General features: G+C 40.9%; 15 protein-coding genes. 5 read left to right on the top strand and 10 right to left on the bottom strand.

The window, feature by feature from the left end:
- Positions 1–173: 173 nt before the first annotated feature.
- The gene (gene rlmD, locus IEY03_RS06900) at positions 174–1562 is read right to left on the bottom strand and encodes a 23S rRNA (uracil(1939)-C(5))-methyltransferase RlmD (protein WP_188840618.1); all 1389 of its coding nucleotides are present in this window, start codon (positions 1560–1562) and stop codon (positions 174–176) included.
- A 101-nt stretch (positions 1563–1663) separates the two neighbouring features.
- On the opposite strand from rlmD, the gene barA reads away from it, so the two are divergent.
- From barA to IEY03_RS06875, 5 genes are all read left to right on the top strand, one after another.
- Positions 1664–4531 (top strand): two-component sensor histidine kinase BarA, encoded by a 2868-nt coding sequence (gene barA / locus IEY03_RS06895; RefSeq protein WP_188840617.1) that lies wholly within the window; start codon positions 1664–1666, stop codon positions 4529–4531.
- Positions 4524–5123, top strand: a complete 600-nt coding sequence (locus IEY03_RS06890) for a YjaG family protein (RefSeq protein ID WP_188840616.1) — start codon at positions 4524–4526, stop codon at positions 5121–5123. The genes barA and IEY03_RS06890 overlap by 8 nt, the downstream gene beginning before the upstream one ends.
- A 483-nt stretch (positions 5124–5606) precedes the next feature.
- Entirely contained in the window at positions 5607–6575 is a 969-nt protein-coding gene (locus IEY03_RS06885) for an AEC family transporter (protein WP_188840615.1), read from the top strand.
- Positions 6576–6703: 128 nt separating this feature from the next.
- The gene (gene recN, locus IEY03_RS06880) at positions 6704–8362 is read left to right on the top strand and encodes a DNA repair protein RecN (protein ID WP_188840614.1); all 1659 of its coding nucleotides are present in this window, start codon (positions 6704–6706) and stop codon (positions 8360–8362) included.
- Between the two features lie 72 nt (positions 8363–8434).
- Positions 8435–9622 carry a hypothetical protein gene (locus IEY03_RS06875; protein ID WP_188840613.1) on the top strand — a complete coding sequence of 396 codons (1188 nt, stop codon included), beginning with the start codon at positions 8435–8437 and terminating at the stop codon, positions 9620–9622.
- A 16-nt stretch (positions 9623–9638) separates the two neighbouring features.
- Here the strand turns inward: IEY03_RS06875 and IEY03_RS06870 are convergent, their stop codons facing one another.
- The 9 genes from IEY03_RS06870 to glyA form a co-directional block, all read right to left on the bottom strand.
- Positions 9639–10136 (bottom strand): phosphatidylglycerophosphatase A family protein, encoded by a 498-nt coding sequence (locus tag IEY03_RS06870; RefSeq protein ID WP_188840612.1) that lies wholly within the window; start codon positions 10134–10136, stop codon positions 9639–9641.
- Positions 10136–11092 carry a thiamine-phosphate kinase gene (gene thiL / locus IEY03_RS06865; RefSeq protein ID WP_188840611.1) on the bottom strand — a complete coding sequence of 319 codons (957 nt, stop codon included), beginning with the start codon at positions 11090–11092 and terminating at the stop codon, positions 10136–10138. Before thiL ends, IEY03_RS06870 begins: the two co-directional genes overlap by 1 nt.
- An 87-nt stretch (positions 11093–11179) precedes the next feature.
- Positions 11180–11584: a transcription antitermination factor NusB gene (gene nusB / locus IEY03_RS06860; protein WP_188840610.1), complete on the bottom strand. Its 405-nt coding sequence runs from the start codon at positions 11582–11584 to the stop codon at positions 11180–11182.
- A gap of 11 nt (positions 11585–11595) precedes the next feature.
- On the bottom strand, positions 11596–12075 hold the full coding sequence (gene ribH / locus IEY03_RS06855) for a 6,7-dimethyl-8-ribityllumazine synthase (protein ID WP_188840609.1): 480 nt from the start codon (positions 12073–12075) through the stop codon (positions 11596–11598).
- Positions 12076–12196: 121 nt separating this feature from the next.
- Positions 12197–13300, bottom strand: coding sequence for a bifunctional 3,4-dihydroxy-2-butanone-4-phosphate synthase/GTP cyclohydrolase II (ribBA, locus tag IEY03_RS06850; protein WP_188840608.1), 1104 nt, complete (start codon positions 13298–13300; stop codon positions 12197–12199).
- Positions 13301–13372: 72 nt separating this feature from the next.
- A complete protein-coding gene (locus IEY03_RS06845; protein ID WP_188840607.1) occupies positions 13373–14029 on the bottom strand; it encodes a riboflavin synthase in 657 nt (218 codons plus the stop codon).
- 57 nt (positions 14030–14086) lie between these two features.
- Positions 14087–15223, bottom strand: a complete 1137-nt coding sequence (ribD, locus tag IEY03_RS06840; protein WP_188840606.1) for a bifunctional diaminohydroxyphosphoribosylaminopyrimidine deaminase/5-amino-6-(5-phosphoribosylamino)uracil reductase RibD — start codon at positions 15221–15223, stop codon at positions 14087–14089.
- 27 nt (positions 15224–15250) lie between these two features.
- Positions 15251–15700 carry a transcriptional regulator NrdR gene (gene nrdR, locus IEY03_RS06835; protein WP_188840605.1) on the bottom strand — a complete coding sequence of 150 codons (450 nt, stop codon included), beginning with the start codon at positions 15698–15700 and terminating at the stop codon, positions 15251–15253.
- A gap of 129 nt (positions 15701–15829) precedes the next feature.
- On the bottom strand, positions 15830–17083 hold the full coding sequence (gene glyA, locus IEY03_RS06830; protein WP_188840604.1) for a serine hydroxymethyltransferase: 1254 nt from the start codon (positions 17081–17083) through the stop codon (positions 15830–15832).
- Positions 17084–17237 lie beyond the last annotated feature (154 nt).

Raw genomic sequence — 17237 nt, 5'->3', positions numbered from 1 at the left:
TGAACTTTTTTGCCAAACGGACCATTAATAGAATCAGGCTTAATCTGCAAAATAAAATGGCAGTAAACCTAGGTAACTTTCACATTTAATCGTCAATAGCACCTAATGATAGTTAGACTATATTGAGCGTAACGGCTTTATTTATCAATTGAATAAAGTGTAAATGACTATGTTTACGACTTATTCAGTTCAAATAATGCCATGGCTTCAATATGATGCGTTTGTGGAAACATATCAACCATACCTATCTTGCTTAGTTGGTATCCTTGGTCAAGTAGCACTTTACTGTCGCGGGCCAAACTGGCGGGATTACAGGAAACATAAACCACCTTTTTAGGACGCATTTTTTTAAGCCATTGTAAGCTTTCAAAAGCACCCGCTCTGGCGGGATCTAAAAGCAGCTTGTCAATTTTTCCTAACCATTTTTCATGGGTAAGGTCCGCGCTCAAATCGGCATGGTGAAACGATAAGTTGTCTAACTGATTTAATCTGGCATTGTTTTTTGCCTGCAGAACCATGTCAGTTACCCCTTCCACACCAATCACTTTTGCCGCACTTGATGCCAGCGGGAGCGAGAAATTGCCTACGCCGCAAAATAAATCAAGCACACGCTCATCCGTTTGTGGATCTAGCCAGTTTAATGCCTGTGCTACCATGGCATGATTAACCGGACCATTAACTTGAACAAAATTGCCTGGAGTAAACTCACAGCGAACCGTTTGTTGCGGATGATTTTCAGCAGCTAATGAATAAAAAGGTAATGTAACCTTACTCTCGCCCATTTCTGTTGATAATTGAGGATGCAATTGAGTCAGGTTATTGTCATTGTCTTGTAGCAATAAACAAATGCTATGGGTAGCAGCAAATTCAGTTAACCAGCGGATATCTGAAGCCGGTAAGGTTTTAGTGACTCGCAAAACGGCAAATAAGCCATTTTCAGCTTGGCTTAACTCTAAGTGACCTAAATTCGATTTTGACTTTAATTGGTTCAAATTGGCGGCAAAAGGTGTGATCAAGTCCGATAATGGTTTTGCGAGTACGCTGCACTGAGTAATTGAGACAATTTTACTGGAAGCGGTTTGCCTAAAACCTAACTGCAAATGGTTAGTGTTTTTATCAAAAACAGTCGCTAAACGGGCTCTGCGTCGGTAATGCCATGCATCACCAACAATAGCGGGTGCCACTAATTCGTCAGCAACAAGATCTCGCCCTAATTTACTCATTAAGTCAATTAACGCACTTTGCTTGTGATCGCGTTGCGCCGCAACATCTAAATGCTGTAAATCGCAGCCGCCACATTCCACATAATGAGGACAATTTGGCTCGCGACGCTGTAATGATGCTTGTTCAATTTTAATCAGCTTAGCCTTGGCATAATTTTTCTTTTGCTCGGTTAATTGCACTGTCACCTTTTCATCAGGTAATGCTCCGGCAACAAACACCACTTTCCCTTGATATTGGGCCATACCGGCGCCTAAATGATCCAGTTGAGTAATATCAAGACTAAGCTTTGAAGATAATTGCTTAGATTTGTTTGGTTTAGCTTTAAAAAATTGTGCCATTTCGGCCTCTAAAAATGAATAAAACACTAGTCAAGAGTGCGCGATTTCTGGCAGTCTAGACTGAATATCAACAATTTTTTGTAGGAACGTAAGCCCAAAACATGAAAAGTACCGAAAATATGACTAAATACAGCCTACGTTCATGGGTACTGGTACTGGCATTGGCTCCTACCGTTGTGGTGGGTATTCTACTTGGAAGTTACTTCACCATAAACCGCTTTTATGAACTTGAAGAAACGCTGATGGCAAAAGGCACTAGTATTATAGAGCCTTTAGCTTTAGCCAGCGAATTTGGTATTGTCACTCAAGACAGAATATCAACAAAAAAACTACTTGCTGCCTCACAGATGCGTAACGCATCCTTAGTACTGTCATTAGCTATTTTTGATAATCAAAATCAATTATTTGTCACATCTCATTATCACAAAGATTTTGAAATGATGCGCACTCAGTTACCTCTATCTGAATTAAATGCCACTGAATTTACTACCCTTAATGATATTTTAATCATCAGAAGTCCAATCATTGCCAACACAGATTTAGATCCATTAGCATTTATCAAAAATGATGCCAATCTTTATTCGGCCGAAAGCAATTTTCAACAAAATCAGCTAGCAGGGCAAAGCATAGCCAAGCCGATTTATAATAATAAACAGGAACAAGTGCTAGGTTACATTGCCATTCTGGTAAATAAAGAAAATGCCTTACTTGAACAGCATCGTGCTGCTATTGCAGCGTTCATTATTGTGTTAATTGGCGTGCAATTTAATTTATTTTTTACCTTTCGCTTAGTCAAACATGTGAATCATCCCATCACCGAAATGGTGCGCGTGGTGGCCAAAATTCGAGAAGGTAAACTTGATACTCGACTAGACGGTAATTTAATCGGTGAGCTGGATTTATTAAAACGCGGTATTAACGCAATGGCGGGTTCACTGAGCGAGTATCACGATGAAATGCAGCAAAATATTGATCAAGCGACATCTGATTTACGCGAAACCCTAGAGCAAATTGAAATTCAAAACGTGGAATTGGATTTAGCCAAAAAGCGGGCATTAGAAGCCAGTCGAATTAAATCAGAGTTTTTGGCTAATATGTCCCATGAGTTACGCACACCTCTTAATGGCGTGATTGGCTTTGCAAAACAACTTATCAAAACACCACTTCACTCTAGTCAGTTAGATTACATCAAAACCATTGAACGTAGCGCCAGTAACTTACTGGGGATCATCAATGACATTTTGGACTTCTCAAAACTTGAAGCTGGGAAAATGGTCTTTGAGAAAATGCCTTTTGCGCTTCGAGAAACCTTGGCTGACACATTAAGCATTATTGCTGGTAGTGCTCGAGAAAAAGGCATAGAACTGGTGATAGATATTGATTCAAACGTGCCTGAAAGTGTCAGCGGTGATGCTATGCGAGTGAATCAAATTATTACCAACCTTGTTGGTAATGCGATTAAGTTTACTGATAAAGGCAGCGTGATCCTCAAAATTACCTTGGTCGGCTCAACAGAAGATAATGTCACCTTAAGGTGTGAAATTATTGATACTGGTATTGGTATTGACGAAAGTCAGCAAGAATATTTATTCCAAGCATTTGGTCAGGCAGACTCTTCAATTTCCCGCCGTTTTGGTGGTACCGGACTTGGTTTAGTTATTACTAAGCGTCTGATCAACCAGATGGGGGGACAAATTGGTTTCACATCAAGTCCTAATAAAGGCTCTAACTTCTGGTTTATTTTACCGCTAAGCATCAGCCAGTTTGAAATTGGTGAAGTGCTGCCAATGGATGTGCTGCCAGGGAAATCGATTCTATTGTTCGAGCCTCGCGAATTAACCCGTGATGTGTTAAATCAACGTTTAGAATCATGGCATTTAAAACTGACCAGTGTCGGACAATTAGATCATCTCCATGCAACGTTTGAGCAACCCAATATTCATTTTGATTATATATTAATGAGTTGCCATGGTTTTAGCGATCCAGAACAAATAACGGCTACACTAAAACAAGCCAAGGTACACACTAACTGTCTAATTCTATTACATGACTGTATTGACCAAGAGGTGATTATTAATCACCTCAAACCCAATACCGATTTATTGCTAACAGTGCCTATCAGTGACACTCAGTTGGCGAGACACCTTATATACCCACCTACACCCAAAACATTACAACAGTTAATGCCTTTAGCTGTAGAAAGTAACAATGAAAGATTAAATGTCTCAGTGTTAGCCGTGGATGATAATCTGGCTAATTTGAAGTTAATTGATTCATTACTGCAAGAGTTAGTATTTAGCGTCACCACAGCCAAAAGTGGTGAAGAAGCAATTAAATTGGCTAGGTCTAAAAGCTTCGAATTAATTTTCATGGACATTCAAATGCCAGGCATTGATGGCATTACTGCATCTCAAAAAATTCGCCATGATTCGATGAATCGTCATACTCCGATTATTGCCGTAACCGCACATGCTATTTCTGAAGAGCGGGAAAATATTCTCGCATCAGGAATGGATGGGGTACTAGCAAAACCTATTGATGAATCTTCATTAAAGAAAGTGATTAATCGCTGGGTGGCGAAACCTAAATTCACCCATTTTGATCTACATACGCTCAATTGGGATTTGTGTCTACGGCAAGCAAACCAGAAGCCGAATCTGGCGCTTGAGATGCTTAAAATGATGGTTGACTCCATTCCTGAAACCATCGCCACCATAGAATCAGCGATGCAAAATGAAGATCAACAGGCCATGCTTCAAGCTGTGCATAAATTACATGGTGCAAGTTGCTACTGTGGTGTACCCACCACTCAAAAGCTTTGCCAAGAAATAGAATCTGCGCTGAAACATAAAACGCAAACCAGTGAGCTAGAACCGGAAATACTTGAGTTACTTGATGAGCTAACTAAGGTAGAATCAGCAGCAACTCAAGTATTAGAACAGTTATCAATGGACATCAAGCATGACTAATAAACCTGGATTTTTTAAACGTTTAAAGGCGTTATCTTTGCCTCAGAAGCAATTATTTGCTGTTGCTTTATGCCAACGTATGCTGCCAAATTATCAATTATTTTCTGAAGTATGTGAGTTTGGCCAACCTATGGTTTTATCAACAGCATTAGAGCTGCTATGGCAAAGCCAGTATGATAAAAAAACCAAATTCAATGTTGATGTGCATTTACAACGTATAGAGGAAAACACCCCAGATCCTGCTGATTTTGAAGCATATGGTGCGTACCCTGCAATGGATGCTGCAGTGGCAATATCAACGCTAATGAGTGCTATATCGGCTAAAATGGAAGATGATATTATTAATATCAGTAAACTGTCTTCAAGTACTGTTGCTAATTATATTGAAGCGATAAGCGATGAGAGTCTGATGGATGAAGCATTAGATGACTTTGTGTTCGCACATCCGGTGATGCAAGAGGAAAAAGAGCTGCAAGATATGCTGTTAGATATAATTGAAGCCAATCCAGACATTAATCCAGAGTTAGTCAAAGGTTTAAGAAAAGACATTATTGATGCAGGCGTGTCTAACATTGGTATTAGCATGCAATAGTCGTTTATAAAAACCACATTAAATCATTACCGCATAAACCCGCGCGACTAAATAATGCTTGCCCGTGAACAGCCTGAAATGACTTTCTGGCTGTTTGGGTTGCAATGGTTAGCCATTAAACCGAAGGCTAGAAGCACAAGCAAGCCTCTAACATAGAATCACGCTAACTCTCATGTCGATTCGATTACAAGTCATACCAATCACAATAAATAAGTGGCCAGAAATAGCGTAGGAACAATGCGTGATATCAAGGCAGATTTTTTTGATACGTAGTTATTCTACAATCAAAAAATCTAACGCCGTTATCAGGTATTATCACAAGCTAGAATGATCAGTTATTTATTACGATTGGTATCATATTGAATTGAGGCTCACCTAACTTGAAGCAACAAGCTAGCGGCTTTAAGCAATAGTCTAATTGCATCACCATAATCAAAAGTAGTAATGTGGCAACACTATCATTTTGCTAAGGAATTACTAAGGATGTCGAGTGCATTTACGCCACTATTCGCGGTATTCGCCATAATGTTACTAGGTGGACTAGTTCAAAAAATGAGAATATTGCCACAAGACACGGATCTCATCCTTAATCAATTTGTTTATTATGTCGCCTTCCCCGCTATTTTGTTGATTGTTTTAGCCGAAACTCGAATCGAGGATATTATTCAATGGGGATTTATAGCGGGTTTTAGCCTTGCAATGGTGATCACCTATGCGGTTGTCATTGGCACTTCTTTATGGATAACGCCCAAAAAGCAAGCAATTGCAGCGATGCGAGCCCTAAACTCAACATTCGGTAATACTGCATTTATTGGTATTCCATTGTTAAGCATAATGTTTCCGAATAACAAAATGGCATTAGTCACCGCCGCTATTGCAAGTTTGCTTTCTGTAATTATGTTTGCATTTGCACTGGTATCGATAGAACTCGCCAGTAAAAATAAGCAAACCTCTCAACCCGCAATTTTGATTATGCTGTCGGCGTTAGCTAAAAACCCAATTGTGGTAGGCAGCCTAATTGGCATTACCTTATCAGCTTGCCATTTGGAACTGCCAGCGAGTGTTTCATTAATGCTACATCAACTTGGTAACACTTCGAGTCCTTGTGCGTTATTCGCTATCGGCATGGTTCTGGTAAAAGCATTACGCCAACAGGGTGGCGATAAGCTGTTTAAATCAAGCCTAGTCGCTGAACTTAATGCAATCAACTTACTAAAACTCATTATTCAACCACTGATTGCATTCGGATTGCTTAATACCTTTGGTGTTGCACAAGAGCTAATCGCCATGGGGGTAATTTTAGCCGCCTTACCCACTGCAGCGAGTGTTTACTTACTGGGAGAGCGTTATCAAGTACACGCCAATATCAGTGCTCAAGCTATTCTATACGGGACCTTAGTGACTTTTTTCAGTTTGCCAATTATTGAAACGCTACTAAAATCTTATGGTTAAATAACACCCGCAAACAGACTAACAAACATCCAAAGATAATTTTCCATCAACCACTTTACTGTATAAAAAATCAGTATATACTGTTTATCAATACAGTGGTTTGGTAGTTTCATTGACAGGAATTCATTATGCTTTGCCAACTCAGCATCAACAATTTTGCTATCGTACGTTTTTTAGAATTAGATTTTAAAGCTGGGATGACCACCATCACAGGTGAGACTGGTGCGGGTAAATCTATTGCTATTGATGCACTTGGTTTATGCTTAGGTAATCGCAGTGATGCCAATACAGTGCGACCTGGCGCAAGCAAAACCGAAGTCAGCGCAAGATTCACATTGCACGATGTACCGCAGGCGAAGCGTTGGTTAGAAGATAACGATCTGGATAACGAAGAAGATTGTATTCTTCGTAGAACCATCAACAGTGATGGCCGCTCTCGTGCCTACATCAATGGTAACCCTGTACCTATCACTCAGCTAAAAGCCATTGGCCAATTACTAATTGGTATTCATGGCCAACATGCTCACCACGCCATGCTTAAAAGTGAGCATCAACTGACATTGCTTGATAGCTATGCCAATCACAAATTATTAATCGATACTGTGCAGGCTAGTTATCAGCGAACGAAACAAGCTGAAAACGATCTAAAAAGTTTAGAGCTTGCTCAGCATGAACGCATTTCTCGCAAGCAATTACTGCAATACCAAGTAGAAGAGTTAGATGAATTTAACTTAGCCGAAGGTGAATTTGTCGAAATAGAGCAAGAACATAAACGCCTTGCAAACGGCACTGAACTTATCGAGTCATGTCAGGCAGGTTTGGCGTTATTGTCTGAAGATGAAGAAGTCAATATTGAGTCATTACTAAACAAAGTTATTCATTTAGCGGATAACTTACAGTCGGTAGATGACAAACTTGCTCCTGTCGCCAATATGCTCAATGAAGCATTAATCCTAATACAAGAAAGCTCAGGTGAAATTGAAGACTACCTAAGCCGTTTAGAGTTAGACCCTGAACATTTTGCATATTTAGAAAAACGTTTATCGAGTGCAATGCAATTAGCGCGTAAACACCATGTTAACCCAGAAGATTTATCAACATACCACACACAACTTAAAGCTGAATTGTTCGATTTGTGTGATGATGAAACAAAATTAGGTGAAGTCAGGCAAGCTTTAACAGCCCACAGAGAAGCCTATTTAGTGCATGCACAAAAACTGAGTCAAAGTCGCACTCGCTATGCAAAAGAGCTCGATAAGCTAGTGACACAATCCATTCATCAACTGAATATGCCTAAGGGACAATTTAAAATTGCAGTCAACTTCAACCCCGAAATGCACAATAGCTTAGGTTGTGATCAAGTTGAGTTTTTAGTCACCACTAACCCTGGTCAACCTTTGCAACCTATTGCAAAAGTTGCCTCAGGAGGCGAACTGTCACGAATAGGTTTAGGCGTTCAAGTTATTACCGCTAAAAAAGTATCAACACCGACCTTGATATTTGATGAAGTTGACGTAGGTATTTCAGGTCCAACTGCTGCAGTTGTAGGAAGAATGCTTCGTAGTTTAGGTGAATCAACTCAAGTATTCTGTGTAACCCATTTACCGCAAGTCGCCGGTAACGGTCATCAACACATGTTTGTAAATAAGTTTAACAAAGCTGGACAGACTGAAACTACAATGCAAAATCTTGATAAAGAACAGCGAATTAATGAACTCGCACGTTTATTAGGCGGAGATGCCATCACTGAAAATACCTTAGCGAATGCGAGGGAGTTGTTGCAATAACAAGGTGATAAGGATACCTTTTAATCTCAGTGTTATTTGTAAAATAAAAGTGAATAAAATCAAGGAAGAACAATGCTAAAAAAAATGGTAAAAATAGTAGGCTATACTGTGCTTTCGTTTACATTTATATTTACGGTTGTTTTTACTAGCCTGCTGTATATAAATGCCCAAGATAGGTTTCTTTCGGTTAATAGCCAATTAATGGAAAAATGGGCTCAATTAGCCGAACAGGGCGTTGAACAAGTCAATGAGGCGGATAACGCTTTCAATGTTACCCAGCAAATTGTTGGCACTCAGTTATCTCCGATCTCTCTGCCTTTATCTGAAGCTGAAAACCGTACATTAATTCAATATAAGCAAACTTGTTATCTATCTTCGATAGAGCAATGCCAAACTTTTATTGCTGATAACCTTTCACAAATGCAATCAATGGTACAAACCCATACAGAGTTAATTAGTCAATATCATCAATTGATGACTTTACCAGTCTGGCACGAAAAAATTGATGTCAGCGATGAACAGCCGCAACTGAATTTCACCGCATTATTAAAAATACAACAGATAGCAGAGATTAATGCACTGCTTTCTTCTCGAGCGGATAGCCCAAGCATCATTAATGACTTCCTCAATGATGACTATCGTTTTTGGCACAATGTTTTTCACTCTTCCTCATACCTTGTTACCTTTAGCTTAGCGGGTAATATGTTGAAAAGTAATTTAGAGCGAGGCGTGAAATTCCTTTCCGTTGAAGATCCTAACCAAGGGACTTATCCGATATCCTGGACTCTTAGTAATGAGTTGTCCGCGGAAAGTATTCAACGAGTGTTTGCTGGGGAATACATTTTCGGCAAAAGGATGATGAGTACTTTACTGGAGAACTCATACCAATTAACGGATTTTGAGTTTTATTCACAATGGATGTTGGGACATTTTTTTAAGCTCAATGACAGCTTGAACATGCACTCCGAAGTATTGCTAGCACAATATCAAAAAGTGATATTAAAAAAGCAAACTTTGGACAATAAGACAAATAACACCGATATTAATGCAGAATTTCAGATAATTGATGATGACTTAATACAAAGATTTGCCTATTGCCAAATGGACTCAACTATTGAGCAACTGTGGGCACTAAAATATAATCCGATTGGTAAAATGCTAAGCTGCTCATCACCTACAATTGATAAATATTTTGACATTGCCCACACCATAGCAGAGCTTCAACTGCAATCGACAAACCTGCGTGTCAGCTTGAAATAACCTATTTCAACAATGGCTATTGTCCCAATGTATAAGCCGCTATTTGCAAACAGATAGCGGCAAAAACTCCCGCCAACACATCGTCAATCATAATACCAAAACCACCATGTACCTTGGCATCTAGCCAGCGAATTGGCCAAGGTTTGATAATGTCAAAAAATCTAAATAAGATAAAGCCTATAATTAACCACAACCAACCTGCAGGAGCAGCAATCATGGTGATCAGTAATCCTGCCACTTCATCCCAAACAATGGCGCCATGATCATGAACCTCCATGTCTTTGGCTGCTTTATCGCAAATATAGACACCAAAAACCACACTGAAAATAGTTAACACCAAATAAACAGGTAAACTCAAATGGCACATTAGCAAATAAAGCGGAACTGCTGCGAGTGTGCCAAATGTACCTGGAGCCTTAGCCACTAAACCACTGCCAAAACCTAATGCAAGAAAATGGATCGGATTTGAAAGTCGTAAACGTTTTACGGCTGGGTCTTGGGATAATAAATTCATCAGAAATGCTCAAAACCTTTAAACTCTGGGCTAAAAGGCTGCCCGTCCAAAGTAAATTTGATTTTATCACCAGCACATATTTGGCCGATTTTGACAAATTTCACCCCAGCATGAAGCAATGCAGTATCAATTGCACCTCGTTGTGCTTCTGGTACAGTGAAAAGTAACTCGTAATCTTCACCACCAGTTAGCGCATAGGCCAAGGCCTGATCTGCACCAACACTTCCTGTGAGTGAGCTAGATAGCGGAATAGCATTAGCATCGATCACAGCGCCAACATTAGAGGCTTTAAGAATATGCGATAAATCTGACACTAAACCATCAGACAAATCTATTGCACTTGAAGCTAACCCTCTTAATGCCTGCCCCGCTAACACTCGTGGTGTCGGGTAATAGTGGCGGTTAAGCAGATATTCTTTGAATTCAGGTTTAATAACTTGCTTGTTTCTCAGCATATCAAGACCAAGTGCTGAGTCGCCTAAGCTACCTGTTACAAATACCCAATCACCAATTTTGGCACCGCTGCGTTTTAGTGCTTTTCCTTTCGGAACTTGACCGTGAATCGTGACATTAATACAGCGAGGGCCTCGAGTTGTGTCACCGCCGACTAATGCTACACTGTAATATTCGGCAGCTTCAAACAAGCCACTACTGAAATCAGCAAGCCATTGCTGATCAACATCAGGTAAAGAAAGTGCCAGCGTCATCCAAGCAGGTTCAGCCCCCATTGCAGCAAGATCAGAAAGATTGACCGCAAGAGATTTATAGCCCAGTGCATGTGCAGGCATATCTGCAAAGAAGTGAACCCCTTCAACTAAAGTGTCACATGAAATTGCAATCACTTTACCTTCAGCAGGTTGAACCAAAGCACAATCATCACCAATGCCGAGTAGAACATCACGACGTTTTTGGCCTTTGTTCTTGAAAAATTGTTCGATAAGTTGGAATTCTTTCACGCTAACTCCGGTGCGGATCCCTGCCCAGCTAACCTTGATGCATTTTAATACAAATAAAAACGGTATCCGAAGATACCGTTTCTAGCATTACTTGTTTTTAACGATCTTATCTAATAAGCCGTTAACAAACTTATGACTATCATCAGCACCGAAGGCTTTCGCTAATTCGATACCTTCATTAATGGCAACCTTAAAAGGGACATCTTTTTTGAAAGTCAGTTCAAATGTTGCCAAGCGTACGATGGCTTTTTCCACCGGTGACACTTCACTAAAATCACGATCTAAGTGTGGTTTTAATAACTCATCAATTTGAGCCGCTTTAGCAGTTACGCCTGCTAATAACTCACGAAAATAAGCAACATCGACACCGTCTAAACTTTGTTCTGTTAAAAATTCATGTTCAACATCAGCAACATTGTTGTCTGTCAGTTGCCATGAGTAAATAGCTTGAACGGCTAAACGGCGTGCCTTACGGCGCTCTGAAGGCTTCATTAAATTTCCTACTATACCAACTGTTGTTCTAACTCTTGCAGTACGTTAACCATTTCTAACAGGCTTAATGCAGCTTCGCCGCCTTTGTTGCCTGCTTTTGTACCTGAGCGCTCAATAGCTTGCTCAATGGTATCTGTTGTTAACACACCAAAAGAAACGGGGATGTCATACTCTAATGCTACTTGAGCAAGTCCCTTGTTACATTCACCAGCAACCATGTCAAAGTGAGGCGTACCACCACGAATAACTGCACCTAATGAAATAATGCCGTCAAACTTACCACTGGCAGCAACACGACGGGCTGCTAATGGTAACTCAACTGCGCCAGGTACACGCACAACTGTAATGTTGTCATCTTGAACCTGACCAAAACGTTTTAAAGTATCAATTGCGCCACTGAGCAGACTTTCAACAACAAAGCTATTGAAACGCGATACTACGATCGCCACTTTGGCATTTTTCGCTTCGATATTACCTTGAACTACGTTCATTTTTATCTTACCTAATTTAGCTAAAGCACCCAGCTTGGGCGAAAGAGGCGGTATGATAACACAGCCGACCACTCTGAGCGCAATGCAATTATTGAAATTGTTAAACTGAAAGGGTTAATTTTTACTCTGAAACATATTCTGTCACTTCCAGACCAAAGCCTGATAATGAGTGATATTGTTTAGGCGAACTCAACAAACGCATTGATGTTACCCCTAAACTAGACAAAATTTGTGAGCCCACACCAACACGGCGAGATGTTCCCTGCCATTGCGCTGGAGCCGTTGCTTGGCCATTATCTTGCGCTTCAAATGACTTCACTTTAGCCAAAATATTGCTGGTATGCTCTTGGTTTCCTAATAACACTAACACTCCACCTTCTTGGGCAATACGCGCCATGGCTTTTTCCAGTGGCCAACTGCGCTTTTGGTCGCGCTCTGAATGTAATAAATCATTAAAGGTATTTTGCAAGTGGACACGCACCAAACTGTTGGCGGTGATTTCACCTTTGATCAGTGCATAGTGTAGTTGATTATCAATAGTGTCTCTGAATGTGACCATCTCGAAATCACCAAAACGAGTTGGTAAGTTACACTTGGCTTCACGCAATACTGTGGTTTCTTTATTGTTTCGATATTCGATTAAATCTGCAATTGTGCCGATTTTAATCCCATGCTTCTCACTGAAAACCTCTAAATCTGGACAGCGAGCCATGGTGCCATCATCATTTAAGATTTCAACAATCACGCCCGAGGGTTCAAAGCCAGCAAGGCGAGCAAGATCGCACCCCGCTTCAGTATGCCCAGCACGAATTAACACACCGCCATCCTGAGCCATTAATGGAAATATATGCCCGGGCTGAACTAAATCAGCTGCTTTGGCATTTTTTGCTACTGCGGCTTGAACGGTTACCGCTCTATCGTGAGCAGAGATCCCAGTTGTCACGCCTTGTGCAGCTTCTATTGACACGGTGAAATTTGTCGAAAACTGAGCGTTATTATTGGTGACCATTAAAGGAAGATTAAGCTGTTGGCACCGTGCTTTGGTCATGGTTTGGCAAATTAATCCTCGGCCATAGGTCGCCATAAAATTAATCGCTTCTGGAGTGACACACTCAGCAGCCATGATTAAGTCACCTTCATTTTCTCTATCTTCATCATCCATTAAAATAACCATTTTGCCTTGGCGGATATCTTCGATGATTTCTTCTATGCTATGTAAAGCCATGTGGGAACCTTTAATCGTTATTAATTATAATTGCTGATGTTGTCGAACTTTAGGTTTATCTGGTTTTAAAGCTTATTTCATAAATCCTGCATTCGCTAACATTGCCATTGTGATGGCTGATTTAGGATTTTGTTGTACTTGTGGCTGCATTAATCGTTCGAGGTATCGAGCGATTAAATCAACCTCAATGTTAACGCTATCACCCGCTTTCAAATTGATCAGTGTGGTTTCACTCGCTGTATGTGGAACTATGGTTAATCGAAACGAATTCGCTTTGACTTCATTTACAGTCAAACTGACACCATCTATGGTAATAGAACCTTTATGAGCAATGTATTTTGCTAACGTAACTGGAGCCGTTAACCAAAACTCTATGGCCTGACCGCGATGGTCGCACGAATCCACTTTTGCAATACCATCAACATGACCACTGACCATGTGGCCACCTAAACGGGTCGTGGCGGTAACCGCTTTCTCTAAATTAACTTTTTGACCCACTTTGTAATGTGCAAAACCGGTTAATGCCACGGTTTCGGCAGAGACATCGGCAACATAGCCATCGGCTAAACATTGCACCACAGTTAGGCACACGCCATTGGTGGCAATACTGTCTCCTAATTTAACATCAGATAAATCAAGCTTACCGCTAGCCACGGTTAAACGAATATCATTACCTTTACGTTCAATTTTTCGTAACGAGCCTAAGGCCTCAATAATGCCAGTAAACATAATGACTCACTTATATAGAGAATGCCCAACACGGTTGAACATATATTAATAAATATTTTAGCCTAAACGGAATATCAATCGTGTGTCTTGACCGACATTTCGCTTATCTTTTAACACTATTTTAGGAATAGCATTCATCGTTTGATAATTAGGCAGTAACAACATATCTCGCCCTTCACTGCCCATGATTTTATCCGCTTGGTACAACACCAATTCGTCCACTAAATCCTGTTCAATAAAACTGCCGCCAAGGGTTGCGCCCGCTTCAATCATGACACTATTACAGCTCGCACCAAGATATTGTAATACTTCGGCTAAGCAAACACGTCCTTGCAAGTCAGCATTTACTTTCAGCAAGCTGACATGTGGCCCCAAAGTGCGTTTAACCTCATCAGAATAATCGCTCGTGGATACCAGTAAAATCGGACTTTGAATGCCAAACAACTTAAATGATGATGTGAGGCGCGCTTTTGAATCCAACACAACCCTAATTGGCTGATGTAGAGATGAGGGTGAAAGTGAGCTTTTCAAGCTACCGAGTTGTTCATAACGCACATTTAGGCTGGGGTCATCGGCTAAAATGGTTTCAACACCGGTGATAAGAGCACAATGACGAGCACGCATTTTTTGCACATCGCCACGGGCTGCCTCGCCAGTTATCCACTTAGATTCACCATTTTTAAGTGCTGTCTTACCGTCTAAACTGGCTGCAATTTTTACGGTTACCCAAGGCAATCCGGTTCGCATGCGTTTCATAAAACCTAAATTCAGCTCAAATGCTTCTGCTTCTAATAACCCTATATCGACTTGAATGCCTGCGTCTCGTAACATGTTAATGCCGTTACCCGCCACCTGTGGATTGGCATCTTTAACCGCAATCACTACCCGAGCAACTTTGGCATTTATCAAGCCTAATGCACAGGGCGGTGTACGCCCATAATGACTACAAGGCTCCAACGTAACATAAGCCGTTGCACCTTCGGTACAGTGGTCATTAGCTGATGCCTGGGCTAATGCGTTCACCTCAGCATGTCCTTGACCAGCCACTTGGTGATAACCCTCACCAATAATCTGACCGTTTTGAACCAAAACACAACCCACACAGGGGTTAGGACGAGTGGTATAAAGCCCTCTACGCGCTAATTGAATCGCTCGACTCATCATTTGGGTATCAAAAACACTAACGCTAGTCATAAAAAATACTCAGTGAATATTACAGATTTACTTTTGTAACTTAGCGATAGCCTCGCCAAATTGTGAGACATCTTCAAAGGCACGATAAACCGATGCAAAACGGATATAAGCGACTTTATCTAGGCTCATTAATTGGTCCATCATCAAGTTACCTATCATCTCAGAATCAATTTCACGCTCGCCTGTCGCGCGTAAAGTGGATTTGATTTTGGTAATCGCCTGTTCTATCTCATCCATCGACACGGGGCGTTTTTCTACGGCTCGAAGCATGCCACCACGCAATTTCTCTTCGTCAAAAGGCTGGCGACTGCCATCGCGTTTTATCACTCTGGGCATAACTAATTCAGCCCCTTCAAAGGTGGTGAAACGCTCATGGCATTCAGTGCATTCGCGACGACGGCGAACTTGGTGACCATCTGCCACCAAACGCGAATCAATGACTTTAGTGTCTGTCGCGCTACAAAAAGGACAATGCATTGAACCTCCACAAAATAAAATGGCCGCTAAAATTAGCGGCCATTAAAGTTTATCCTATTTGTTCTTCAAGGTTAAGCTAACCTTTGGCTCAGCTTGCACCCTAGATATAGAATCAAATCTACAACAGGATTACCCGTAAACAGGGAATTTTGCACATAAAGCCAGTACTTGGCCTTTAACGCGATCAATCACAGCTTGATTTTGTGCATCATCTAAAATGTCACAAATCCAACCCGTTAACTCTTTCGCTTCAGCTTCTTTGAAACCACGACGAGTGATAGCAGGTGAACCGATACGGATACCTGAAGTCACAAACGGTGAACGTGGATCATTTGGTACTGAGTTTTTGTTCACGGTAATGTTAGCACTACCTAAAGCGGCATCAGCTTCTTTACCGGTTAATTCACGACCGATTAAATCAACCAGCATCAAGTGGTTTTCTGTACCACCTGAGACAATTTTGTATCCGCGCGCTAAAAACACTTCAACCATAGCTTTAGCATTTTTAACAACTTGCTGCTGATACACTTTAAACTCTGGCTCTAATGCTTCTTTAAAGGCTACCGCTTTACCCGCGATAACATGCATTAATGGACCACCTTGGCCGCCAGGAAATACCGCTGAGTTTAATTTTTTATATAAATCTTCATCATCAGCTGCAGAGATAATAATACCGCCACGAGGGCCAGCTAAAGTTTTATGGGTTGTTGACGTCACAACGTGTGCGTGTGGCACAGGGTTTGGATAAACGCCTGCAGCGATTAAGCCCGCTACGTGAGCCATATCAACAAAGAAGTATGCGCCAATTTTATCAGCAATTTGACGCATTCTAGCCCAATCAACAACGCCAGAATAAGCCGAGAAACCACCGATCATCATTTTCGGTTTATGCTCAACAGCCAAACGTTCCATTTCGTCGTAATCAATTTGACCAGACTCATCAATACCGTAAGGAATGATGTTATATAACTTACCAGAAAAGTTTACTGGTGAACCGTGTGTTAAGTGACCACCATGAGCCAGATTCATCCCTAATACGGTATCACCAGGCTTCAACAATGCCATAAATACAGCGCTGTTTGCTTGGGAACCTGAATGAGGCTGAACGTTGGCGTAAGTTGCGCCAAATAATTCTTTAGCACGTTCAATGGCTAACGTTTCAACGACGTCAACATACTCACACCCACCGTAGTAACGCTTACCAGGATAACCTTCAGCATACTTATTGGTTAACTGAGAACCTTGTGCTTCCATTACACGTGGACTGGTGTAGTTTTCAGATGCAATTAATTCGATGTGCTCTTCTTGGCGACAAGTTTCATCTTCAATGGCTTTAAATAATTCTGGATCGTAATCCGCAATATTCATCGCTTTCTTAAGCATGGTGACTCCAACGATAGGTTTTATAGTAGTAGGGTTGCGCGGTATTCTACTCTGCAAATGCAAACAATCCCAGCCTTAGAGCATGAATTTAGTTGTTTGAGAACAATAGAAAAACTCATGCGAAAATGAAATAGCTGCTTTTATTCATAAACTA

It is taken from the genome of Shewanella aestuarii (assembly GCF_014647215.1).
Classification (GTDB): domain Bacteria; phylum Pseudomonadota; class Gammaproteobacteria; order Enterobacterales; family Shewanellaceae; genus Shewanella; species Shewanella aestuarii.
Note: the sequence above shows the minus strand (reverse complement) of the source record. Positions and strands in the feature narration are given on the sequence as shown.